The sequence below is a fragment of the Streptomyces sp. C1-1 genome, assembly GCF_050214755.1.
Lineage (GTDB): Bacteria > Actinomycetota > Actinomycetes > Streptomycetales > Streptomycetaceae > Streptomyces.
The window spans coordinates 6,013,962-6,038,310 of the sequence record NZ_CP189826.1; the positions used below are offsets into that span (position 1 = coordinate 6,013,962).

Here is a 24,349-nt window from a genome sequence, read left to right on the forward strand (position 1 = left end):
CGGCCGGCTCGGCGTGGGCCGCGACGGGCTGGAGGGCATGCGAACTCCCCGGAGTGAGAACGGTGTTCAGAGGCTGTCGGTGACGGTCAGGGGGCCGGTGGGTTGCGGCACGGTGGCCTGTGGGGGGCGCGTGAGGCTCGCGGCGGCCGAGGGGACGGGGTGGCGGTCGGCCGGCGGGACGACCGGCGGCAGGCCTCGCTCGCCGAGCACCACGTGCCGCACCACCCGTTCGCCGGCGCGCCCGTCGTCGTAGGGGCAGAAGCGCTCGCGGAACGCGGTGCGCAGCTGGGTGGAGCGGGAGCCGCGCCACTGGCCGATGGCGAAGATGTCGATCAGCTCGTCCTCGCTGCGGGCGACCGCGCCCGGCGGGAAGGCGCGCAGGTCGAAGTAGGTGCCACGGGCCGCGTCGTACGCCTCCCAGTCGTGGGCGTGGATGACGATCGGCCGGTCGAGGTTGGCGTAGTCGAACATCAGGGGCGCGTAGTCGGTGATCAACGCGTCCGAGGCTAGGGCGAGTTCCTCGACGCTCGGGTGGCCGGTGACGTCGATGATCCCGGCGCCCTGCGGTACGGCGCCGTGGGGGCGGGCCAGGATGACGTAGCCGGGGCCCAGGCGGCGCAGGACGCGCTCCAGGTCGAGCGGGGAGCGCTGGGTGCGGCGGTAGTCGCGGTGGGCGGGCGTGTAGAGCAGCGCGACTGTGTCCTCGGGGACGCCGAGCGACTCGCGGACGCGGGCCACGTCGGCCGAAGTGGCCTGCTGGAACCGGTCGTTGCGGGGCTGGCCGTACTCGAGGGTGGTGTACGTGCCGGGGTGGACGCGTTCCCAGACGAGGGTGGAGTGGCGGTTGGCCGACAGGACGTAGTCCCACCGGTCCACACCCCTGAGCAGCCTCTCGAAGTCCATGTCCCGTGCGGCGGCCGGGCGTTCCTGGAGGTCCAGTCCCATGTGCCCCAGAGGAGTTCCCTGTTGGGTCTGGACGAGCACCTGTCCGGAGCGCTTGACCAGGCGGGGCTCGAAGTCGGTGTCGCTGACGAGGTACTTGGAGCGGGCCAGGGCCGTCCAGTAGGCGGCCGTGTCGGGCCGGGCGAGCCACGCCGTGCGGACGTGCGGCGCGACGGCGCGGAACGCCTCCGCCAGGGCGCCCGGGTTGCCGCCGCTTCCCCGGCCCTCGCAGGAGGCGAAGACGGCGCGGTCGGCGCACAGCGGGAGCCGGAGCTGGACGCGGTAGTGCAGGCGCAGGGCGGTGGCCCGCAGGCCACGGGCGAGCTTGACGGTCGGCTTGAGGGTGCGGCGGCGGGCGGCCGCCGCCGACTGCAGGACGCGGTACGTGCGGTGCAGGCCCCAGCGGATCAGGGCGTGGCGCAGCCCGGCACTGAACGGGACGGGGGCGCCGGGGACGCGGTAACGCCGGTAGTGGGCGCGGGCCCGGCGCAGGAACTCGGCGCGCGAGCCGCGCGGGAGACGGTCGCGGCGAGCCAGGATCTTCGTCAGGTGGTCGACCATGCGGCGGAACAACACCGCCCGCCAGCACGCCAGTTCCGGCCGCCGGCCGACGTACGCGAAGACCCGGTCGTACTGCTCGAAGACGTCGAAGTGCTTACGGCTGGTGGTGGAGAGGATGTTGCCCTGGCGGCGCTGGCGGTAGTGGACGCAGACCCGGTCGAGGGTGCTGATCGACTCGGCGGCCATCAGGACCGGGAACGTCCACGGGGTGTCCTCGTAGTAGCCGGGCGGGAAGACGAAGCCCTCGCGCTCCACGAACTCCCGCCGACAGGCCTTGTTCCAGGCCACCATCAGCAGGTGCAGCAGGCCCGGGCGGTCCTCCAGGCGGAAGGGCGCGGGGCCCTGCTCGGTGAGCTGGACGGAGACGACGTTGCGGACGGTCTCGCCCGACCAGTAGGTGCGCGCGTAGTCGTAGACCAGGACGTCCGGTTCGCCGGTCTCCTTCAGACGGTCGGCGATCGCACGCAGGGCGTGCGGGGTGAGGGTGTCGTCGCCGTCCAGGAAGACCAGGTAGTCGCCCTTCGCCTGCTCCATGCCGGCGTTGCGGGCGCCGCCCAGGCCCTGGTTCTCGGGCAGATGCAGGGGGCGCACCCGCGGGTCGCGGGACGCGAACTCGTCGATGATCGCGCCCGATCCGTCGGGTGAGCAGTCGTCGACCGCGATCAGCTCCAGATCGGGACACGACTGCGTCAGCACCGATTCCAGGCATTCGCTCAGGTACGCCTGAACCTTGTACGCGGGGACGATGACACTGAACCTGGGCAAGGCACATCCATGGGGTCGGCGCGGACGACGGGGCCTTGGCCCGGGAACGGCCGATGGAGTGACTTGGTTACGGTTGCGTACGGCATAAGGGGGACACCCGGCGAACGGGTGTCCCCCTGGAGCCGTGGTCCGGCGGCTACTTGACGGCGCCCGCCATCACGCCGGACACGAACTGCCGCTGGAACGCGAAGAACACGACGAGCGGGATCACCATCGAGATGAACGCGCCGGGCGCGAGCACGTCGATGTTGTTGCCGAACTGCCGTACCTGCTGCTGCAGAGCGACCGTCAGCGGCTGCGACTGCGAGTCGGAGAAGACCAGCGCGACCAGCATGTCGTTCCACACCCACAGGAACTGGAAGATGCCCAGCGAGGCGATCGCCGGCGCGCCCAGCGGAAGGACGACCGTCAGGAACAGACGGGTCTCGCCGGCGCCGTCCAGCCGTGCCGCCTCCAGCAGTTCGCGGGGGATCTCCGCGAAGAAGTTCCTGAGCAGGAAGATGGCGAACGGCAGCCCGAATCCGACGTGGAAGAGAACCACGCCGATGATGTCGCCGAAGATCCCGATCTTGCCGAAGAGGTCGGCGAGCGGGATCAGCGCCACCTGGACGGGGACGACGAGCAGCGCCACCACGACCAGGAACCACCAGTCGCGGCCCTTGAAGTCCATCCAGGCGAAGGCGTATCCGGCCATCGCGCCGAAGAACACCACCAGCAGCGTCGCCGGGACCGTGATCCAGATGGTGTTGAACAGCGAGTGGGTGATCGCGTCGTTCTCCAGGAGCGACTTGTAGCTCTTGGCGGTCAGCTGGCCGGGCGCGGTGAACACCTTCCACCAGCCCGAGGTGGCGATGTCGGTCGGGTCGCGGAAGGAGGAGACCAGCAGGCCGAAGGTCGGCACCAGCCAGAACACCGCCACCACGACGAGGAGGACGCGCAGGACGCCGCCGCCCGCGCCGCTCGCCACCCTGGCGGCGAAGGAGCGCTTGGCGCGCACGGTCGTGTCGAGGGTCGTCACCGCTGCCGCTCCCTTCGCAGTCGCCGGATGTTCACGATCATCACGGGCATGACGAGCAGCAGCAGGATCACGCCGATCGCGCTGCCGACGCCCTCGTTGCCGCCACCGCCGAACGACGACAGGAACAGCTGCAGGGCGAGCACGTTGGCGTCGTCCTGACTGGGCTGCGGGGCGATGATGTAGACCAGGTCGAAGATCTTCATCACGTTGATCATCAGCGTGATGAGGACGACGACCAGGACCGGCGCGAGGAGGGGCACGGTGACCCGCCGGAACACCTGCCACTCGTTGGCGCCGTCGACCCGCGCCGCTTCGAGCAGATTGCGGTCCACGCCCGCCAGGCCCGCCGCGATCAGCACCATCGCGAAGCCCGCCCACATCCACACGTACGAGCCGATGATCGCCGGGGTGACCAGGGTGGGGCCGAGCCAGTCGATGCCGTTGTAGGGCGCCGAGAAGTTCGAGGCGGGCAGCCGCAGTTGGGCCCCCTCGGCCTTCGCGGGGAGGGTGAAGGTGCCGTCCGCGCCGCTCTTGGCGGAGGCGACCACCTTGCCGCCCTTCACGGCCTCCACCTTCACGCCCTTCAGCGCCTTCTCACCGGGATCGACCTTGCCCTTGGTGCCACCGCCACCCAGCTTGAAGTCCAGCCAGACGGTGCCGGTGATCCCGGAGCCGGACGGCATCTTCGCGTTCTCGGGGTTGCCGGGCAGCTTGGCGGGGGCGATGCCGACCAGGGGGAGCAGGGCGGGCGTGCCCGCGTGGACGGTGCCGGTGCTGGTGAACGAGCCGCCGCCGGACGGCTTGAGGTCGCTGACGGCCGCGTTCGGGCGGGCGTTGGGGTAGACGGACGACGAGACGAAGGTGTCGTGGATGGACTTGGCGACCGCGTTGGCGGCGCCCAGGTTCGGGTCCTGCTCGTAGACCAGACGGAAGATGATCCCGGCCGCCAGCATCGAGATCGCCATCGGCATGAAGACGATCAGCTTGAACGCCGTACCGAAGCGCACCCGTTCGGTCAGCACCGCGAAGATCAGACCGAGCGCGGTGACGACCGCGGGCGCGACCGCCACCCAGATCGCCGTGTTGCGCACGGCGGTCAGTGTGGCGTCGTTGGAGAAGATGTCGCCGTAGTTCTTCAGTCCGACGAAGCCCGATCCGTCGGCGTCGTAGAGACTGCGCCAGATCGAATACCCGATCGGGTAGACCACGAGCGCCCCGAGCAGCACGAACGCGGGCAGCAGGAACAGCACCGCCACCCACAGCCGGGTTCCCGAGACGCTCTTGCGCGGTGGGGCGGAGGGCGTCGGCAGTGCGCCGGCGCCCTCCGCCGTGTTCGCCACTGACGTCATCGCCGGACCGTCAGCCGGAGCCGTACGCCTTGGCCGCGTCGGCCTCCAGCTTCTGCTGGGCGCCGGCGACGTCCTTCGGGTTGCGCAGGAAGTCCTGCAGGTCCTTCCACTCACCGGTGCCCGCCGTGCCGCCGAAGGCCGCCGGAGCCTGGTCGGACATGTCGAAGCGGAAGTTGTCGCCGGCCGCGAGCAGTTGCTGGGCGATCTGCTTGGTGATGGCGTCCTTGTACTTGGACGTGTCCATCTCCTTGTTCGGCGACAGGATGCCGCCCTGCGCCGCCCAGATCTCCGCCGCGTCCGTCGAGGCCAGGAACGTCAGCAGCGCCTGGGCGCCCGCGCCGCTCTTCAGCGCCACGGCGACGTCGCCGCCGCTGACCACGGGGGCCTGGCTGCCGACCGCCGGGAACGGGAAGACCTTGGCGTCCGTGCCCAGCTTCGCCTTCGTGTCGCCGTTGATGTTGGCGGCCACGAAGTCGCCCTCGAAGACCATGCCCGCCGGGGTGGAGCCGGAGAAGGTCTGGGTGACCGACTTCGGGAACTCCGTGTTCAGCGCGCCCTTGGTGCCGCCCGCGATCAGGTCGTTCTTGCCCCAGAGTTGGGCGAGCGTGGTCAGGGCCTGCTTGACGGACGGGTCCGTCCACTTGATCTTGTGCGCGGCCAACTGGTCGTACTTGTCCGGGCCGGCCTGCGAGAGGTAGACGTTCTCGAACCAGTCGGTGAGCGTCCAGCCGTCCGCGCCGCCGATCGACACGGCCGGGGACCCGGCGTCCGAAAGCGTCTGCGCGGTGGCCAGGAAGTCCTTCCAGCTCTTCGGGGTGTCCTTGATGCCGGCCGAGTCGAAGGCCTGGGTGTTGTACCAGACCAGGGACTTGTTGGCGGCCTTGGCGTAGACGCCGTACTGGGTGCCCTTCCAGGCGCCCAGGTCCACCCAGCCCTTGGAGAAGTTCTTCGTCAGCTGGGCCTTCGCGTCCGCTCCGAGCGGCTTGAGCCAGCCCTTGTCCGCGAACTGGTGCAGCACGCCCACCTGGGGCAGGAACGCGACGTCCGGCGGCTTGCCGCCCTGGATCTTGGTACCGAGGAAGGTGGAGGTGTTGTTGCCGGTCGGGACGAAGTTGATTTTCGCGCCGGTGCGCTTCTTGAACTCGTCCATGACCTTCATGAAGTTGGCCTGCTCCGCGCCGGTCCAGACGGCGGCGACCTCCAGGGTCTGGCCGTTGAGCTTGGGGAGCTTGAGACCACTGCTGCTCTCCGAACTGCCTCCGCCGCCGCTCTTGTTGTCGTTGCCGCCGCCGCCACAGCCCGCCAACGCGAGCGTGAGAGCGGTCGCGAGGAGAGCAGCCGCCGGTTTGGCGGCCCTGAGTTTCCGGTTCTTGCTGCTCGTACTGCGCATCACTGCCCCGTTCTTCGGTTCTCGTCGAACGTCGAGCGCTGTCCCGTGTGATCCGGTCTACGCCTGAGGCCTGGGGTCGGCAAGTGTGCGTCCTGTGTCAACCCGGGGATCGTGACCACGTCGTGACTAGGTGTCGGCTCCGAGCGGAAGTGAACCGTCTGCTACAGCAGTGACGGCACCTCCGATGCCGAGACCTCGCGTGCCGCCCGCTCCAGCGCGCTGGCCAGGAGAGCCAGGTCCGTCGGGCCGTTGCCCAGTTCGCGTACGGGGCGGCGGGCCGGCGGGTCGCCCATGCGCTGCCAGTCCAGCGGGACGACCGTGGGGCGCAGGGTGGCCGTTCTCGGGATGCGGCCCGTGACGCGGCCGCCCTGGAACGGAGTCGTCCGGCCGTCCGCCGTGGTCAGCCGTCCGCGACCCGGGGACGGCTCCTCCGGGCCGGAACCCGGGGGTTCCAGAGCTACTCGGATCGTCGCCAGCCGTGCCGGTTCCGTCTCGGCCGTACGGCCGCCCGGGCCCGTCGCGGCGACCAGGTGGACGCCGAGGCGCTCGCCCTCGCGGGCCACCGCCTCCAGCGCCCGCACGACCGAGCCCGCCGCCGGGCGGCCGGGGGAACCGAGCGCCGGGGAGACCAGCGCGTCCAAGTCGTCGACGACCACCACGAGTCGGGGCAACGGCGGCGCCGCCTCCGTCTGCCGGCGGGACGCCCCCGGGCGCAGCCGCATCGTCGAAGTGGGCGGGCTGTCCAGGTCGCCGGCGCCGGTCGTGCCGGAAGCCGGGGCGCCGCGTACCGCCGTGGTCCGCTGGGACACCATCCGGCCCGACAGCTCACGGCCCGTGTGCCACTCGGCGAAGTCGGAGCGGCCCAGCAACTCCGCCCTGCGCTTCAGCTCTGCACTCAGCGACTGGGCGAACTCCCGCATGCGCACGGGGTCGTTGGCGGTCAGGTGGGTCGTGACGTGCGGGAGGTCCGTGCATACGCGCAGGCCCTCGCCGTGAGCCCCCGCCGCGGCGCCGACGCCGTCCCGGCCGTCCACCAGGACGATGCCGAGCCGGTCGGGGCGCTCGGCCGCGGCGAGCGAGGCGACCACGGCCCGCAGCAGCTCCGTACGGCCGCTGCCCGCCGGGCCTTCGATCAGCAGGTGCGGTCCGTCGGCGGCGAGGTCCGCGCTGACCGGGCCGCGGGGTCCGGCGCCGAGCACGGCCCAGGCCCGCCCGCCGAGCGAGCCGGGGTCGTCCGCCGCGTCCGCCCAACGGGCCATCAGCGACGCCGGGGTGGCTCTGGCGAGACCCAACTCGTCCAACAGCCGCGCCGTTTGGGGCAGCGGCACGGACACCCGCGGCTGCCGGTCGGCACCGGAGCCGTCGGGCCGGAGCGGCGCCAGCGCCCGCGCGAACCGCTCGGCCCAGGCCGACGAGACGGCGTCTACGGCGGCGACCGTGCCGGGGGCTATGAGGCCGGTGTGCGGGGGGTGAGCGGCGGAGGCGACGCTCTGGGCGGAGGGGCTGGGCGCGGTGGCCGCATGCGCGGACGAAGCGGGTGAACCGGGTGAGCCGGGTGAGCTGGAGGGGGCGGCGGTGGGGATTCCCCGGCTGCCGGTGGTGGCCTGGTGTGGGAGGTCGGTGCCGGTGGTGGGGCCGACGCCGGTGCCGGGGCGGGTGGTCCCTGCGGTGCCGGTGGCGGGGCGGGTACTTCCTGCGGCGGCGGCCGGCCGGCCGGCTCCTGCGACGCCGGTGGGGCTTGCGGGCGCCGTGCCGGCCCGCGCCACCCGTATCAGCCGCAGCGCCGTCGCCACGTCGCCGCTCAGCAGGGCGACCGCGCCGCACTCCCGGAACGTCGGCGCCGCCTCGCAGGCCGCCTCGTACGTCTCTGTCAGCGGCGAGGCGGGCGACGCGGGGGACGTCTCCGCGAGGCACACGACATGGATCCCGGAGTCGGGTCCCTCCACCGCCAGCCGCGCCACCGCCTCGCGCACGTCGGCGCCGCCGGGATCGCCGTCCACGACGACCACCGTGTACGGCCCCGCGAAGCCCTCCGGCCCGTCGGCACCGTCGTCGTCCCGGGCCCAGGAGGGCCGGTGGAGAGCGCCGCGGGCCGGGGACCGGCGATCGTCCCCGGACGGACCGGCGGACCGCCCGATCGGGCCGGTCGGGTACGGCGCTGCCGAGCCGTCCGCGGGACGGGCCGTGCGAGCCCCGTCGCTCGGGTACGGCGCTGCCGAGCCGGTCGTGCCCGCGGAGACGCCGGGAGTGGCGGCGCGCGCGGGGGTCGCTGTCCGGGTGCCGCTCGCCGTCTCGGCCTGGTGGTCCTCCAGTCGGCGGAGCAGTTCCTCGGTGCGGGCCGTGGCCTGTTCGCGGTCGTAGGCCAGCAGGAGGCGGCAGTCCTGGGCGTGGGCGGGGCGCAGGTGGGGGAGCCAGCCGAGCCAGGACCACTCCGACGTGCGCTCCTCCACGGGGCGGGAGCGGTCCGCGCTGATCAGAACGATTTCCAGGGTCTCGGGCGAGTGCAGGGCGGCGAGCTGGGCGATCACCGCGCGCGCCAGTCCGGCCAGCCGGGCGCGCGGACCGGCCAGGCCCAGCGCCCCTGCCTCGCGCAGGTTGGCCGTCACGGGCACCGCGGGCAGCAGACCGGAGCCGTCGGGGGCCGGCCGGTCCGCCGTGCCGAGCCGTACTGTGAGCGCCTCCGGGTGCCCGGGACCGCGCTCCCAGAGCCGGGGGCCCGGTCCGAGCGCCGTCAGCAGCAGCGCGGCGGGGTCCGGCCAGGTCTCCGGGAGCTGGGAACCGGCGTGCGGGGCGGGCCCGGCGGCCGGGGCGGGGGAGTCGCCGTACGCCTCGGGCGCCGACACGCTCTGTTCGGCGCGTCCGCCGGTCAGCTTGCGCGCCCACGAGGAGAGCCCACCGCGCCTGCGCACACCCTGGGGGACGTCCGTGCCGCGGAGGGGTGTGGCCTTGCGACGGCCGGTTCCGGGGCCCGGGACCGTGGTCTCCTCGTCGGTGACTCCTCGGGTGCGCGCACCGGAAGGTTCCTCGCAGGGCGCGGGGGCGTGCGCGACCGGCTCGGTGGCGGAGGCGTTCCACGCCGGCACGCCGGACCGTCCCGCGTGTGTGTCGTCCGCTCCGCCACCCCGGCTCTCGATCCGCGGCGCTCCGCCCTGCCCGGGCACGACCGGCGGTTCGGCGGAGGCGCGCCCCGGGGTGTGCGGCGCCCCCCGGGAACCGGAGACGGTGTCCTCGCCGTCGGCCACACGCGCGTGGGGAACGGCCGCCGCCCCGTCCACGCCCGTGGGCGTAACGGTCATCTGTCCGCCCGTCCCCGCGCCGGGCCGCGCTGTCCCCGCGTCGCCCCCGCCGGCAGGGACCCGCATGGACCCCTCCCCGTCCGCGACCGTCGGGACCCGTGCCCCGGGGCCACCGGCCGGTGAGAGACGCAGGGCCGACTCGCCGATGCGCAGCAGTGCGCCCGGGGTGAAGCGGACCGGGCGGGTGTTCAGGCGGGTGCCGTCCAGGGTGGTGCCGTTCGTCGAGCCGAGGTCGGCGACCGAGACGCGGCCGTCGGCGGCCACCGTCACCGCGCAGTGCAGGCGGGAGACGTCCGGGTCGTCGAGCGGGACGTCGGCGTCGGCGGAGCGGCCTATGCGGATCTCGCCGCCGTGCAGGAGGTGGACGCCGCCCGCGTCCGGCCCCGAGACGACGTGCAGCTGGGTCGGGGCGTCGTCGAGCTCGGGGTGCGGTTCCGGCTCGGCGGGGGCGCCCAGGGACAGCACGGCGCCGTCGATCAGCGGGGGCTCGCCCAGCGTGCACCGCTGGTCGTCGAGCCGCTGCGCGTCCGCGTACAGCACGACCGCGCCGCTTCCGGAAGCGGCGCCGGCGTCACCGGAGACCGCCGAGGCCAGTGCCGACGCCACCGCGGCCAGGGCCGTGCCGGCGGGCGCCGTGACCAGCACGTCGCGGCTCGCTGCGCGGCCCCGCGCCTTCTCGGGCGGGCCCAGCGGGTCTACGACGGTCAGCCGGATCTGCATCGCCGTCAGCGGTCCCTTCTGCGCGGGCGGCGCGGAATCCCCCCACCCCACACGAGCACGTCGGCCAGTACTGGAGGCATCCTCGCACCTGCCACTGACAACACGCCCATGCCCCGGTCCCAAGTGATCTTGATTGGTCAGCTCTGCCCCTAAAAGTGCCTGACCGGCGGCGCGTCGGCGATCAGTTGAGATCGGTCACGTCCGGTCACGGGCAACCGGCCGACCGGAGCGAGCGTCTTTCCTTCGAACCGAGCGTCTTTCCATCGAACAAGGACGGGAACCGGAACGTAAGAGGCACAGACGGCGCACAGAACCGCGCACGAGGCGCGGCACGGCGCAAGCCACAGAAAGCGGACAGGATGCCGCCGGGCGCGGCGGCACTAGAGTGGACCGGAACACAGGCAAGCAAGCAGGGAGCGCATGACGTGCGGCCGGTAGGCAGCAAATACCTGCTCGAGGAGCCGCTCGGACGCGGCGCCACGGGCACCGTCTGGCGAGCCCGCCAGCGAGAGACCGCGGGGGCCGAGGCGGCCGTGCCCGGTCAGCCCGGCGAGACGGTCGCGATCAAGGTCCTCAAGGAGGAGCTCGCGAACGACGCCGACATCGTGATGCGGTTCCTCAGAGAGCGTTCCGTCCTGCTGCGCCTGACCCACCCGAACATCGTCCGGGTCCGCGACCTGGTGGTGGAGGGCGATCTGCTGGCGCTCGTCATGGACCTCGTCGAGGGTCCGGACCTGCACCGCTACCTGCGGGAGAACGGTCCCTTCAGCCCCGTCGGCGCCGCCCTGCTCACCGCCCAGATCGCCGACGCGCTCGCCGCCAGCCACGCCGACGGCGTCGTCCACCGAGACCTGAAGCCGGCCAACGTCCTGCTCGCCCAGTACGGCGACCGGATGCACCCGATGCTCACGGACTTCGGCATCGCCCGTCTGGCCGACTCCCCGGGGCTGACCCGCACCCACGAGTTCGTCGGCACGCCCGCGTACGTGGCGCCGGAATCCGCCGAGGGCCGCCCGCAGACCTCCGCGGTCGACATCTACGGCGCCGGAATCCTGCTGTACGAGCTGGTCACCGGGCGTCCGCCGTTCAACGGCGGCTCCGCCCTCGAGGTCCTCCACCAGCACCTCAGCGCCGAGCCGCGCCGCCCCTCCACGGTCCCCGACCCCCTGTGGACGGTCATAGAGCGCTGCCTGCGCAAGAACCCGGACGAACGCCCCAGCGCCGAGAACCTCGGCCGCGCCCTGCGCGTGGTCGCCGAGGGCATCGGCGTGCACGCCAACTCCGCGCAGATCGCAGCCGCCGAGAACGTCGCCGTCCTGCTGGCCCCCGACCCGGCCCCGGCCGCGGTCCCCGGCTCCGCCGACCCCACGCAGGTCCTCCCGCACACCGCGGGCGGCTTCGACCCGAACGCCGCGACGAACGTCCTGCCGACCACCGGACGCCCGGGCCCCGTCGGCGCCGCCGACCCCACCGCCGTGCTGCCGAACACGGGAGCCGCAGACCCGACCGCGGTCATGCCGCCGGTGCCGCAGGGCCAGCCGGGGCAGCAGCCCGAGCAGCCGCACCCGTGGCAGAACCAGCTGCGCGCCGCCCGCGACCGCAACGAGCAGACGCAGGTGCAGTACCTCGACCCGAACGAGGACCCGCTGCGCCGGCGCCCGCAGCGCCAGGTGGCCCGGCCGCAGCAGCAGCCCCGCCCCCAGCAGCAGCGGCCGCCGCAGCGGGCCCCGCAGCGCGGACAGCAGGGGTACGGCTATCCGCAGCAGCAGCCCCAGCAGTACGCCCCGCAGCACCAGCAGCCCCAGCGGTACGCGCCCGCGCCGGAGCCGCAGCGGCCCGTCCGCGAGCCCCGGCAGCCCCGCCAGCCCAGCCCCAACCGGATGAAGATCCCCGGGCTCGGCTGCCTCAAGGGGTGCCTGTTCATGATCGTCATCCTGTTCGTCGCAGGGTGGCTGGTCTGGGAGCTCACGCCGCTGCAGCACTGGATCGGCACGGGCCGGGGCTACTTCTCCGAGCTCAAGCACTGGTACGACAACGTCAGCGGCTGGATCGGGGACCTGAACAGCAAGTCCGGCGGCAAGAACTGATCCACCGCTCGCAGGCTTGGGGATTTGTCGACATCTGGCGGGTGATTTCCGTCTCCGCGGTGAAGGTTGGCTCCTTGGACGCGTAGTTTTAGCGACTAACACGCGTCGGTAGGAGCAGTCTTGGGACGGAAGATCGGCAGCCGGTACACCGCGAACCAGATCCTGGGGCGGGGCAGCGCCGGCACGGTGTGGCTGGGCGAGGGGCCGGAAGGGCCCGTCGCCATCAAGTTGCTTCGCGAGGATCTCGCCTCCGACCAGGAACTCGTCGGACGCTTCGTGCAGGAGCGCACGGCGCTGCTCGGTCTGGAGCACCCGAACATCGTCTCCGTCCGCGACCTGGTGGTGGACGGCAACGACCTCGCGCTCGTCATGGACCTGGTCCGCGGCACCGATCTGCGCACCCGCCTGGACCGCGAGCGGCGGCTCGCCCCCGAGGCGGCGGTCGCGATAGTCGCCGACGTCGCGGACGGCCTGGCGGCCGCCCACGCCGCCGGGGTCGTGCACCGCGACGTCAAGCCGGAGAACGTGCTCCTCGACATGCAGGGCCCGCTGGGCCCGGGCGGCTCGCACCCGGCCCTGCTGACCGACTTCGGCGTGGCCAAGCTGATCGACACGCCCCGCCGGACCCGGGCCACGAAGATCATCGGCACGCCGGACTACCTGGCCCCGGAGATCGTGGAAGGCCTGCCGCCACGGGCCGCGGTCGACATCTACGCCCTCGCGACCGTCCTCTACGAGCTGCTCGCGGGCTTCACCCCGTTCGGCGGCGGACACCCCGGCGCGGTGCTGCGGCGCCATGTCACGGAGACGGTGGCCCCGCTGCCGGGCATCCCCGACGAGCTGTGGCAGCTGATCGTCCAGTGTCTGGCCAAGGCGCCGGCCTCCCGGCTGCGGGCCTCCGAGCTCGGGGCGCGGCTGCGCGAGCTGCTGCCGCTGATCGCCGGGATGCCGCCCCTGGACGTCGACGAGCCGGACCTGGAGCCCGAGGAGGAGGCCGAGGAGGCACCGGCGGCGGTGCGGGCCGGGGAGCCGGCGCGGCGACGCGGGGCGGTGCCCCTGGTGCCGGGCGCGAAGCCGGCCGACTCCAACCGGGACACCCACACCTCCATGCGGGTGCCGGGGCCGGACGAGCTGGCGGGCGGTGCCCGGGGCACCGCCCGGGTGCCGCGTGCGGCCGGTGCGCCGAGGCCGGGATCGGCACGGCACCGGGCGGTGACCCGGCGCCGGCGGATCGCGCTGGGGGCCGGTGCGGTGGTGCTGGTCGCGGCGGTCGGCGTGGGCACCTGGTGGGCGACGTCGGGGGACGACGCGGGGGCGACACCGCAGGACACGAAGCACTCGGCACCGGCGTCTCCCTGAGCTGGATCGTCCAGGACCCGGGGTCATGGCGTCGTAGCCGGACACTGGTCGCTTGGCGGAGCCGTTAGGCTGGAGGGCGTGGCAGTCGTCGATGTATCCGAAGAGCTCAAGTCCCTCTCCTCGACCATGGAGTCGATCGAGGCCGTTCTGGACCTCGACAGGCTGAGGGCAGACATCGCCGTGCTCGAGGAGCAGGCGGCCGCGCCGTCCCTGTGGGACAACCCGGACGAGGCGCAGAAGATCACCAGCAAGCTGAGCCACCTGCAGGCCGAGGTCCGCAAGGCCGAGGCGCTGCGCGGGCGGATCGACGATCTCTCCGTGCTCTTCGAGATGGCCGACGAGGAGGACGACCCGGACACCCGTGCCGAGGCCGAGTCCGAGCTCGTTGCCGTCAAGAAGGCGCTGGACGAGATGGAGGTCCGGACGCTGCTGAGCGGCGAGTACGACTCCCGTGAGGCGCTCGTCAACATCCGCGCCGAGGCCGGCGGCGTCGACGCCGCCGACTTCGCCGAGAAGCTGCAGCGGATGTACCTGCGCTGGGCGGAGGGCAAGGGCTACAAGACCGAGCTCATCGAGACGTCGTACGCGGAAGAGGCCGGCATCAAGTCGACCACCTTCGCGGTGCACGTCCCGTACGCCTACGGCACCCTCTCCGTCGAGCAGGGCACCCACCGCCTCGTGCGCATCTCGCCGTTCGACAACCAGGGCCGCCGTCAGACCTCCTTCGCGGGTGTCGAGGTCCTGCCCGTGGTCGAGCAGTCCGACCACGTCGAGATCGACGAGAGCGAACTGCGCATCGACGTCTACCGCTCCTCCGGCCCCGGCGGCCAGGGCGTCAACACCACCGACTCCGCGGTGCGCATCACCCACCTGCCCACCGGCATCGTGGTCTCCTGCCAGAACGAGCGGTCGCAGATCCAGAACAAGGCCACCGCGATGAACGTCCTCCAGGCCAAGCTGCTCGAGCGGCGCCGGCAGGAGGAGCAGGCCAAGATGGACGCCCTCAAGGGCGACGGCGGCAACTCCTGGGGCAACCAGATGCGTTCGTACGTCCTGCACCCGTACCAGATGGTCAAGGACCTGCGCACCGAGTTCGAGGTCGGCAACCCGGAGGCCGTGTTCAACGGCGAGATCGACGGCTTCCTCGAGGCCGGTATTCGCTGGCGCAAGCAGCAGGAGAAGTAACCTTCCCGAGTGCCTTTGTCGACTTGGTAACTGCCGCCCCTGTGGCGGCAGTTGTCGTTTGTCTGGGTTTTACATCACACTCACAGGTTCCAACTCCCTGTAAACGAGACGCAAGTGGACATTGCGCACGCAACGGCCTTGACGTTGCTTTGAAAAATCGGAAGGGTAAAGCGTGGCATGCGTATCTCTGGGGCGCATGTGAACCGGGGGGCTTCGTAGCTGTCTCCGTCGATCACGGCCCCGAGCGCCGCCCTACTGACGATCAGCTACTGGGGGTAGCACACATATGACGAAGAAGACGCGGATCCGCGTCGCGCGGATAGCCGCGGGCGCCGTGATCGCCGCGGGTGCCTCGCTGACCGCCGCAGGCGCCGCTTCCGCCCTGGACATCGGTGTCGGCGTGAACGTCGGCACCGACGGTGGCACGAGCGATGGTGGCACGAGCGACGGCGGTGCCACCGTCGGCGTGATCGGTGGCTCCACCGACGGCGGGACCACCGACGGCGGCTCCACGACGGACGGTGGCTCCACGACCGACGGCGGGACCACCGACGGCGGCTCCACGACGGACGGTGGCTCCACGACCGACGGCGGGACCACCGACGGCGGTTCCACGTCCGACGGCGGCGCCACCGTCGGCGGCGACGTCTCCATCGGCGGTGTCATCGGCGGCGGCGACTCCACCGGCGGTGACTCCACCGGCGGCGGTGACAACGGCGGCTCCGGCGACAACGGCGGCGGCAACTCCGGCGGCTCCGGTGACAACGGCGGCTCGGGCAACTCGGGCGGCAGCGGCAACTCCGGTGGCAGCGGCAACTCCGGCGGCGGCAACTCGGGCGGCTCCGGCTCGACCGGCGGCGGCAGCAGCAGCTCCACGGGCGGCAACGACACCGACCCCAACGGCGGCTCCAACGACTCCACCCAGGAGGAGGGCTCCTCGGCCCTCACCGACACCGGCAGCTCGACCAACACCTCGGCCCAGGGCAGCGGTGGACAGCTCGCCGAGACCGGTGCCGGCCAGACCGCGTTCCTGCTGGTCGGCGCGGCCACGATGATCGCCGGCGGCGTCGGCTTCCGCCTGCTGCCGCGCCTCGTGGGCGGCCGTGGCGGTGCGGCTGCCTGACGGTAGCCGTCCGTACGCACACCGTGTGCGACGACGTACGACGAAGGGCCCGGAGCGTGCCTCGCTCCGGGCCCTTCGGGCGTCCTGGCGCCCTTGTGCGGCCGTTACGCGGTCTGGTGGGCCAGCAGCGCGACGGTGGCGATGAGCACCGCAAGGAGCGCGATCAGCGCCATGGGGTTCAGACCCGCGAAGAAGTTCTCCTGCTGCAGCCGCTCGCGGTTCGCGCGGCACACGGGGCACCGGCCCTCGCTCACGGGCGCCGCGCAGTTAGCGCACACCAGCCGGTCGTACGTCATGCGCTCGCCCTCCTTGACCAACGGTTTCACTGGGAGAACGCTCGGAGGTCGACGAACGTTCCCTTCTCTACTGTGCCAGGTTCCTCGGGAGGGTGCGCGGGGGTCGCTCTCACAGGGTGCGTGCTGTTCGTCTCGTCGCCGTCGGTGCACAAAAGACGCATCCAGTACCCAACCCGCTCTTGCGCCTGCGGTTGCACACCGGACTCGCGTATGGTCACGCTCATCTACCCCCGGCTACCCGTGGTGCATCCGTGATCCGATTCGACAACGTCTCCAAGGTCTACCCCAAGCAGACCCGCCCCGCACTCAGGGATGTGTCCCTGGAAGTGGAGAAGGGCGAGTTCGTGTTCCTCGTGGGGTCCTCCGGCTCGGGTAAGTCCACCTTCCTGCGGCTGATCCTCCGCGAGGAGCGGTGCAGCCACGGTCAGGTGCACGTCCTGGGCAAGGACCTCGCGCGCCTCTCCAACTGGAAGGTGCCGCAGATGCGGCGCCAGTTGGGGACGGTGTTCCAGGACTTCCGGCTCCTGCCGAACAAGACGGTGGCGGAGAACGTCGCCTTCGCGCAGGAGGTCATCGGCAAGTCGAAGGGCGAGATCCGCAAGTCCGTGCCGCAGGTGCTCGACCTCGTCGGGCTCGGCGGCAAGGAGGACCGGATGCCCGGCGAGCTGTCCGGTGGTGAGCAGCAGCGTGTGGCCATCGCGCGTGCCTTCGTCAACCGGCCCAAGCTGCTCATCGCCGACGAGCCCACCGGCAACCTCGACCCGCAGACCTCCGTCGGCATCATGAAGCTGCTCGACCGGATCAACCGCACCGGTACGACGGTGGTCATGGCCACGCACGACCAGAACATCGTGGACCAGATGCGCAAGCGCGTCATCGAGCTGGAGAAGGGCCGCCTCGTCCGCGACCAGGCCCGCGGCGTCTACGGCTACCAGCACTGACGCACCTGACGACTGTCCACGGAAAGGCCTGAACAACACGCCATGCGCGCCCAGTTCGTACTGTCCGAGATCGGTGTCGGTCTCCGTCGCAACCTGACGATGACGTTCGCCGTCATCGTCTCCGTCGCCCTGTCCCTGGCGCTCTTCGGTGGGTCGCTCCTGATGAGCGACCAGGTCACCACCATGAAGGGCTACTGGTACGACAAGGTCAACGTCTCGATCTTCCTCTGCAACAAGAGCGACGCGGAGTCGGACCCCAACTGCGCCAAGGGCGCGGTCACCGAGGACCAGAAGAAGTCGATCCGCGCCGACCTGGACAAGATGGACGTCGTCCAGAAGGTCACCTACGAGTCCCAGGACGACGCCTACAAGCACTACAAGCAGCAGTTCGGCGACTCCCCGCTGGCCAGCTCCCTCACGCCGGACCAGATGCAGGAGTCGTACCGGATCAAGCTGAAGGACCCGCAGAAGTACCAGGTCATCGCCACCGCCTTCGACGGGCGGGACGGCGTGCAGTCCGTGCAGGACCAGAAGGGCATCCTCGACAACCTCTTCGGGCTGCTCAACGGCATGAACTGGGCCGCGCGGGCGGTGATGGCGCTGATGCTCGTCGTCGCGCTGATGCTGATCGTCAACACCGTGCGGGTGTCCGCGTTCAGCCGGCGGCGCGAGACCGGGATCATGCGCCTGGTCGGTGCCTCGGGCTTCTACATCCAGGCGCCGTTCATCATGGAGGCCGCGGTCGCCGGGCTCATCGGCGGGACCGTGGCGTGCGGCTTCCTGGTGATCGCCCGGTACTTCATCATCGACCACGGCCTCGACCTGTCCCACAAGCTGAACCTGATCAACTTCATCGGCTGGGACGCCGTGCTGACCAAGCTGCCGCTCATCCTCGCCACGAGTCTGCTGATGCCCGCGCTGGCCGCGTTCTTCGCGCTGCGCAAGTACCTGAAGGTGTGACGCATGCCAAGAGGGCCGTACGGGCAAGACGCCGTACGGCCCTTCTCGTTGTCCTAGACTCACCGGCATGTCAGGTCGTGACCTGTTCTGCCAGCCCCGCCGCGGCCGCCGCGGGGCCGCCCTGACATTGCTGTTCACCGGTGTCCTGGTCGCCGGCGCGGCGACCGGCTCCTTCCCGGACCTCGACCGGAAGTCCGCTGCCGGACAGGCCCGTTCGGCCGTCCCGGCCGGGCACCACGAGGACGTCACAAGGGCGGCCGAGGAGGCCCTGGCCGACGGCAAGTCCCCGATGGAGGCCGCCGAGCGCGCCGTCAGCCGCAGCGGGGACCGCTGGGGCGCCGTCTACTCCCAGGGCGAGTACGAGGAGTTCCAGGAAGCCCTCGACGGCCGGTACACCGGCGTCGGCCTGTGGGCGCGCCGCGAACGCGACGGCCGGATCGAGGTCACCAACGTCGCCTCCGGATCCCCCGCGGCCGACGCCGGGATCCACAAGGGCGACCGGCTGCGCACCATCGACGGCCGGGACGTCGACGGGCAGCCCGTCACCGAGGTCGTCTCCTTACTGCGCGGCGACGCCACCGACGCCCCCGCCGGCACGGCGGTCCGGCTCGGCCTGGAGCGGGGCACGCGCGCGTGGACGCAGACACTGCGGCGGGCCCGGCTGTCGACCGACTCGGTCACCGTTCGCACGCTCCCCGGCGGCATCACCGTCATCAAGATCGCCGCGTTCACCAAGGGCTCCGGCGACCTCGTCCGCACCGCAGTGCGCCGGGCCGCCGCCGACACCGGCGTCATCCTCGACCTGCGCGGCAACTCCGGCGGCCTGGTCACCGAGGCCGTCACCACCGCCTCCGCCTTCCTCGACGGCGGCCTCGTCGCCACGTACGACGTCGACGGCGAGCAGCGCGTCCTGCACGCCGACGCCGGCGGCGACACCACCAGACCGCTGGTCGCGCTCGTCGACGGCGGCACGATGAGCGCGGCCGAGATGCTCACCGGGGCCCTGCAGGACCGCGGCCGCGCGGTTGTCGTGGGCTCCCGCACCTTCGGCAAGGGCTCGGTCCAGATGCCGAGCAGACTCCCCGGCGGTTCCGTCGCCGAACTGACCGTCGGCCACTACCGCACCCCCTCCGGGCGCAGCGTCGACGGCCACGGCATCACCCCCGACCTGGAAGTGGACCGGGCCGACGGGCCGCTCGCCGTCCAGCGGGCGGAGACCGTGCTCAGCGGCCTCGGCGACGCGGATTAAGGACTGGCCCCGGCCCCCCTCCGTAGTGCGAAAATGGACGGCACTATGAGCAAGGGAATGTACGTACCCAAGGAGGCCCAGCCCAAGAAGGGCGGGGGCACCGACAAGGCCAAGGACGGCGAGAAGGGCGGCAAGCGCAAGCTGGTCGCGCAGAACAAGAAGGCCCGGCACGACTACGCGATCATCGACGTCTACGAGGCCGGGCTCGTCCTGACCGGCACCGAGGTCAAGTCGCTGCGCCAGGGCCGCGCCTCGCTGGTCGACGGCTTCGTCCAGATCGACGGGGGTGAGGCGTGGCTGCACAACGCCCACATCCCCGAGTACGCCCAGGGCACCTGGACCAACCACTCCGCGCGCCGCAAGCGCAAGCTGCTGCTGCACCGCGAGGAGATCGACAAGCTGGCCGTCAAGGCGGAGGAGACCGGTCACACCGTCGTGCCGCTCGCCCTGTACTTCAAGGACGGCCGGGCGAAGGCCGAGATCGCGCTGGCGCGAGGCAAGAAGGAGTACGACAAGCGCCAGACCCTGAGGGAGAAGCAGGACCGGCGGGACACCGACCGCGCGATCGCCGCGGCGAAGCGCAAGCAGCGGGGTGCCTGACCTCGCGGGAATACGGTGGCATCGGCGTGCGTTGGTCACGTACGATGGCACTGCACCTCACAGCGGGTGCGCGGTTTGAAAACACAACATGGGGATGATCGGTTTCGACAGCGGCTGTCGAAGCAGGGGAAGCGTGTCGAGGAAGCGGCCATGATCTCGTAAACCACAGGCCGAAACAAATAATCGCCAATTCCAAGAGCGATTCTCCCGAGCTTTTCGCTCTCGCTGCCTGATCAGGTAGTGATCGAATAGCTCCTTGATGGGAGTGTCAGCCCGGGGGTGTTCCCGACCCGGATCCTGGCATCAGCTAGGGGACTAAACCTTGATCCCGGTCACGGGGTGAAGAGGGAAATCAAACAGTGACTGGGCCCGTCGGCGACTTGTTCGCGTGATCGCCGGGGCCGAGAAAATCGCAGCGAACTGCACACGGAGAAGCCCTGATTCTGCACCGTTGGACGCGGGTTCGATTCCCGCCATCTCCACTCTCCATGTTGAGGGCCCGGTGGTCTCAGACCACCGGGCCCTCGGTGTGTTTATGGGGTCCGGCGCCATATCGGCGCCTGGTTCACGCTTCTACGGTCCGTCCCCATGACACACACCAGAGCCGCAAGCCGCCTCGCCCGCCTGGCGACCCTGCTGGTCGCCCTGACCGCTCTGTTCGCCCTGATCCCGTCGGGACAGGCCCGTGCCGCCTCGCTCCAGGAGGTCACCGGTTTCGGGTCGAACCCCGGGGCCCTGCGCTTGTTCCGGTACGTCCCCGCAGGTCTGCCCGCCGGCCGCCCGGTGGTCGTCGCGCTGCACGGCTGCACCCAGGACGCCGCTGGGTACGGCACCGGCAGCGGCTGGATCCAGCTCGCCGACCGGTGGGGCTTCTCCGTGGTGCTGCCGCAGCAGACCACCGCAAACAACGCCTCCTCCTGCTTCGACTGGTTCCAGACCGGCGACATCGAACGCGGGCAGGGCGAGGCCGCGAGCGTCGCGCAGATGGTGGACCGGCAACTCGCGGACGCCGGCGGCGACGCCTCGCGCGTGTACGTCACCGGGCTGTCCGCCGGCGGCGCCATGACCGCCGTGATGATGGCGGCGTACCCGGAGAAGTTCGCGGCCGGCGGGGTGGTCGCCGGGCTGCCCTACGGGTGCGCGCAGGCGGCCGGATCGCCGTACGTGTGCATGTACGTCGGGGCCACGCAGACTCCGGCGCAGTGGGGCGACCGGGTGCGCGCCGCCCGTCCCGGGTACTCGGGGCCCTGGCCGACGCTGACCGTCTTCCAGGGCACCGCCGACTACACCGTCAAGCCGGTCAACATGACCGACCTGATGCGGCAGTGGACGAACGTGCACGGCGCCGACCAGACCGCCGACGTCAGTGACACCGTCGCCGGCTATCCCCACCAGGTCTTCAAGGACCCGGCGGGGAACACGGCCGTGGCGACGTACAGCATCACGGGCATGGGGCACGGCCAGCCGGTGGACCCCGGCAGCGGCACCGAACAGTGCGGGGCCGCCGGGGCCTACCTCCTCGACGTGAACCTGTGCGCGGCCTACCGGCTCGGGCAGGCGTGGGGCCTCAGCGCAGGCTGAACGTCGACAGGCGTACGTCCTTGCCGAGGACCAGATAGACGTCCCCGCGGCCCTTCGCCACCGCCGACAGCTTCGCGGTCACCGTCGTGTACTCGTACGGTGACGAGGTGCCCGCGAAGTGCGCGGTCGCGGCGAGGGGCCCGGTGGGCGAGCCCAGCCGTACCTCGACCGACCCGGCGGAGCCGGCGACGCGTGCGCTGAAGCCGCCCGCCGCTTTGCTCGGCAGGGTGTCCGCGAACTTCAGCCACGTGCCGTCGGAGGCCGCCGACACCGCCGTACCACCGGCCTTGGACTCGTCGACGAGGTGGATGCCCGGGGAGTAGTCGTCGTAGTTCTCCGCGCGCGTGACCTTCGACAGGTCGCGGGGCGGGATCGTCTCGCCGTCGACCCGCCAGGCCGTCCGGCCGGGCAGGTCGGCGGACGAGGAGCCCACCAGGACGTCGTAAGTGCCCTTCTCCACCACCCACTTGGAGCGGGTGACGTCCCAGTGCGCCAAGTCCGACCGCCGCAACATCAGCCGCACCGTCCGGGTCTCGCCCGGCTTCAGCGACACCCGCTGGAAGGCCTTCAGCTGCTTCAGCGGCTGCTCGTCGCGGGAGGCGCGCTGGTGGACGTAGAGCTGCACGACCTCGGCACCGGCCCGGCTGCCCGTGTTGGTGACCGCGACCTCGTAGCCGCCCTTCACCTGCCTCAACTTGCCGTAGCGGAACGAGGTGTACGACAGCCCGTAGCCGAAGGGGTAGAGCGGCCGGCCCGTGAAGTACTGGTACGTGCGGCCGGACTTGATGATGTCGTAGTCCAGGATGGACGGCAGGTCGGACTCGGACCGGTACCAGGTCTGGGTGAGGCGGCCCGAGGGGTTCGCGTCGCCGTACAGGAGGTCGGCCAAGGCGTTGCCGGTCTCCTGGCCCGCGTGGGTGGTCCACAGCAGGGCGGGGACCTGCTTCTGCAGGGAGCCGAGCGTCGTCGGGTAGCTGTTCTCGACGATCACCACCGTGTGGGGGTTGGCCGCGCGGACCGCCTCGACCAGGGACTCCTGTGCGGGCGCCAGGCCCATGTCGGTGCGGTCGTGGGCCTCGCGGCCGTTGATCGACGGGTCGGAGCCGACCACCACGACGGCCGTGTCCCGGCCCTTCACGGCCGCCACGGCGTCGGCGACCCCGCTGCGGACCACGTCCTTCGTGTAGTGGGCGGCCTGGTCCTTCGGCACCAGCCCCAGCGTGCCGTCCGCGCCCGTCGGGCCGAGGTAGACCGGGTTGGTCCACCAGGACTCCTGGGTCTCGTAGCCGGCGTAGCGCAGCAGGTACGTGCCGTCGCCCTGGGCCTCCAGCCTGAACTGCTGCTGCACGTACCAGCCGTTCGGCTGCTTCTGGTCGTTGACGAAGCCGGACCAGTTGTAGCCGACGTATCTGCCGTTGGCGGCCGAGCGCAGGGTGACGATGCCCGAGCCCCAGTCGAACACGTCGAACTGGGCGTCCGAGCCCGCGGTCGTGGCGCTCTCCTTCAGCGCCGCGCCCGCCGCGCCCGCCCCGGCCGTCACGTACTTCCCGGTCGCCGTGTCCTTCAGCGCGATCCGGTCGACGCCCTCGCTGCTCGCCACCGGCGTGCCGAGCTTCGCCTCGATGCCGTCCTTGGGCGTGACGGCGTAGGGGAGGGTGCCCGAGTACCAGTCGGTGTAGAGCGTGTCGGCGAGCGGGCCGACCACGGCGACGTCCTTCGCGGACTTCTTCAGCGGGAGGGCACCGCCCTGGTTCTTCAGCAGCACCGCCGCCTCGGTCGCCGCCTTCCTCGCCAGCTTCCGGTGTGCCGGGCTGTCGATGACCGACGCGTCGATGGAGCCGTACTTTCCGCCGCCCGGGTCGAACTCGCCGAGCCGGACGCGGACGCTCAGCACGTCCGCCGCGGCCCTGTCGACGTCCGACTCCTTCAACAGGCCGGTGGACAGGGCCGACTTGACCGCCGCGGTCGTCGGCCCGGAGTCCCTGTCGTTGTCCGTGAAGCTGTCGATGCCCGCCTTCAGCGCCGCCGCGTCCGCCTCCGCCTGGGTGCCGTAGTACTTCTGGCTGCCGACCAGGTTGCCGGGCGCGTAGGCGTCGGTGACGTTGAGCAGCCGCTGGGAGGTCCAGGTGCGGACGGTGTCGTCCAGGGCCGGGTTCACCGTGTTCGGGCGGCCGTTGACGAGGTTGTACGAGGACATCACGCCCGTGGCCGCGTCCGCCTCGACGGCCGGCCTGAAGGCCTGCTCGTCGTACTCCTTCTCCACCCGCGGCCGCAGTTCGGAGGTGGTCGTGTCGCGGTGGACCTCGTTGTTGTTGGCGAGGAAGTGCTTGAGGGTGGGGGCGGTCTTGAGATGGTCCGGGTCGCCGCCCGTCAGGCCCGTGCCGTAGGCCGTCGAGATCGCGCCCGTGAGGTACGGGTCCTCGGAGTAGCCCTCCTCGTTGCGGCCCCAGCGCGGGTCGCGCAGCAGGTTGACCACCGGCGCCCAGAGGTTCAGGCCCCAGCCGTCCGGGCGGGTCTGCTGGAAGCCGCGGGCCTCGTCGCCGACCGCCGAGCCGACGTCCCGCATCAGCGCCGGGTCCCAGGTGGAGGCCAGCCCGACGGCCTGCGGGAAGACGGTGGCCCTGCCGAGCCAGGCCACGCCGTGCAGGGCCTCGGTGCCGGTGCGGAAGGACTGGATGCCGAGGCGGGGGATCGCGGGCTCGTACTGGTGGAGCAGGGAGATCTTCTCGTCGAGGGTGAGGCGGCCGAGGAGGTCGCTGACCCGGGCGTCCACGGACAGACCCGGATCGCGGAAGGGATACGTGGTGTCGGCGTGGGCGGGGACGGTGGCGCCGAGCGCGGCGACCAGGGTGAGGGCCAGGGCGTACGCGGTTCTGTGTCTTCTCTTGCCTGTCATGTCGCGGCTCCTTCAGGTAGGGCCTTGCAGA

The 24,349-nt window shown here is 71.5% G+C and carries 16 protein-coding genes and 1 other RNA gene; 10 read left to right on the top strand and 7 right to left on the bottom strand.

All coding sequences use genetic code 11. The features are described from left to right. Positions 1-66: 66 nt before the first annotated feature. The 5 genes from ACQF4J_RS27495 to ACQF4J_RS27515 form a co-directional block, all read right to left on the bottom strand. Positions 67-2,268: a bifunctional glycosyltransferase/CDP-glycerol:glycerophosphate glycerophosphotransferase gene (locus ACQF4J_RS27495; RefSeq protein ID WP_427167015.1), complete on the bottom strand. Its 2,202-nt coding sequence runs from the start codon at positions 2,266-2,268 to the stop codon at positions 67-69. Positions 2,269-2,404: 136 nt separating this feature from the next. Further along, positions 2,405-3,286 carry a carbohydrate ABC transporter permease gene (locus ACQF4J_RS27500; protein ID WP_351570693.1) on the bottom strand — a complete coding sequence of 294 codons (882 nt, stop codon included), beginning with the start codon at positions 3,284-3,286 and terminating at the stop codon, positions 2,405-2,407. Beyond that, complete coding sequence (locus tag ACQF4J_RS27505; RefSeq protein ID WP_427167017.1) at positions 3,283-4,635, bottom strand: carbohydrate ABC transporter permease; 1,353 nt, start codon at positions 4,633-4,635, stop codon at positions 3,283-3,285. Before ACQF4J_RS27505 ends, ACQF4J_RS27500 begins: the two co-directional genes overlap by 4 nt. 10 nt (positions 4,636-4,645) lie before the next feature. After that, on the bottom strand, positions 4,646-6,025 hold the full coding sequence (locus tag ACQF4J_RS27510) for an ABC transporter substrate-binding protein (protein ID WP_351570687.1): 1,380 nt from the start codon (positions 6,023-6,025) through the stop codon (positions 4,646-4,648). Positions 6,026-6,186: 161 nt separating this feature from the next. Then, complete coding sequence (locus ACQF4J_RS27515) at positions 6,187-10,041, bottom strand: FHA domain-containing protein (protein WP_427167020.1); 3,855 nt, start codon at positions 10,039-10,041, stop codon at positions 6,187-6,189. Between the two features lie 425 nt (positions 10,042-10,466). Between ACQF4J_RS27515 and ACQF4J_RS27520 the strand changes: the two genes are divergently transcribed. The 4 genes from ACQF4J_RS27520 to ACQF4J_RS27535 all read left to right on the top strand — a co-directional run bounded on the left by ACQF4J_RS27520 (position 10,467) and on the right by ACQF4J_RS27535 (position 15,795). After that, complete coding sequence (locus ACQF4J_RS27520) at positions 10,467-12,128, top strand: serine/threonine-protein kinase (protein WP_427167022.1); 1,662 nt, start codon at positions 10,467-10,469, stop codon at positions 12,126-12,128. Between the two features lie 120 nt (positions 12,129-12,248). Beyond that, positions 12,249-13,487, top strand: coding sequence for a serine/threonine-protein kinase (locus ACQF4J_RS27525; protein ID WP_351570678.1), 1,239 nt, complete (start codon positions 12,249-12,251; stop codon positions 13,485-13,487). 78 nt (positions 13,488-13,565) lie between these two features. After that, on the top strand, positions 13,566-14,672 hold the full coding sequence (gene prfB / locus ACQF4J_RS27530; protein ID WP_351570675.1) for a peptide chain release factor 2: 1,107 nt from the start codon (positions 13,566-13,568) through the stop codon (positions 14,670-14,672). A gap of 286 nt (positions 14,673-14,958) precedes the next feature. Continuing rightward, positions 14,959-15,795, top strand: a complete 837-nt coding sequence (locus ACQF4J_RS27535) for a hypothetical protein (protein WP_351800136.1) — start codon at positions 14,959-14,961, stop codon at positions 15,793-15,795. A gap of 104 nt (positions 15,796-15,899) precedes the next feature. Here ACQF4J_RS27535 and ACQF4J_RS27540 read toward each other — a convergent pair whose 3' ends face one another. Next, entirely contained in the window at positions 15,900-16,091 is a 192-nt protein-coding gene (locus tag ACQF4J_RS27540; RefSeq protein ID WP_058928376.1) for a hypothetical protein, read from the bottom strand. Between the two features lie 251 nt (positions 16,092-16,342). Here ACQF4J_RS27540 and ftsE point away from each other — a divergent pair, with 251 nt between their 5' ends. The 6 genes from ftsE to ACQF4J_RS27570 all read left to right on the top strand — a co-directional run bounded on the left by ftsE (position 16,343) and on the right by ACQF4J_RS27570 (position 21,422). Continuing rightward, complete coding sequence (gene ftsE / locus ACQF4J_RS27545; RefSeq protein WP_030943440.1) at positions 16,343-17,032, top strand: cell division ATP-binding protein FtsE; 690 nt, start codon at positions 16,343-16,345, stop codon at positions 17,030-17,032. Positions 17,033-17,074: 42 nt separating this feature from the next. Then, positions 17,075-17,992, top strand: coding sequence for a permease-like cell division protein FtsX (gene ftsX, locus ACQF4J_RS27550; RefSeq protein WP_351570669.1), 918 nt, complete (start codon positions 17,075-17,077; stop codon positions 17,990-17,992). A gap of 67 nt (positions 17,993-18,059) precedes the next feature. Then, positions 18,060-19,241: a S41 family peptidase gene (locus tag ACQF4J_RS27555; RefSeq protein ID WP_351570666.1), complete on the top strand. Its 1,182-nt coding sequence runs from the start codon at positions 18,060-18,062 to the stop codon at positions 19,239-19,241. 57 nt (positions 19,242-19,298) lie between these two features. Then, entirely contained in the window at positions 19,299-19,841 is a 543-nt protein-coding gene (gene smpB / locus ACQF4J_RS27560) for an SsrA-binding protein SmpB (RefSeq protein WP_351570795.1), read from the top strand. A 90-nt stretch (positions 19,842-19,931) separates the two neighbouring features. Next, positions 19,932-20,326: a transfer-messenger RNA gene (gene ssrA / locus ACQF4J_RS27565) on the top strand. Between the two features lie 103 nt (positions 20,327-20,429). Next, positions 20,430-21,422: an extracellular catalytic domain type 1 short-chain-length polyhydroxyalkanoate depolymerase gene (locus ACQF4J_RS27570; protein WP_351570663.1), complete on the top strand. Its 993-nt coding sequence runs from the start codon at positions 20,430-20,432 to the stop codon at positions 21,420-21,422. Here the strand turns inward: ACQF4J_RS27570 and ACQF4J_RS27575 are convergent. Continuing rightward, a complete protein-coding gene (locus ACQF4J_RS27575) occupies positions 21,409-24,318 on the bottom strand; it encodes a glycoside hydrolase family 3 protein (protein WP_351570660.1) in 2,910 nt (969 codons plus the stop codon). The genes ACQF4J_RS27570 and ACQF4J_RS27575 overlap by 14 nt on opposite strands. Positions 24,319-24,349: the final 31 nt, after the last annotated feature.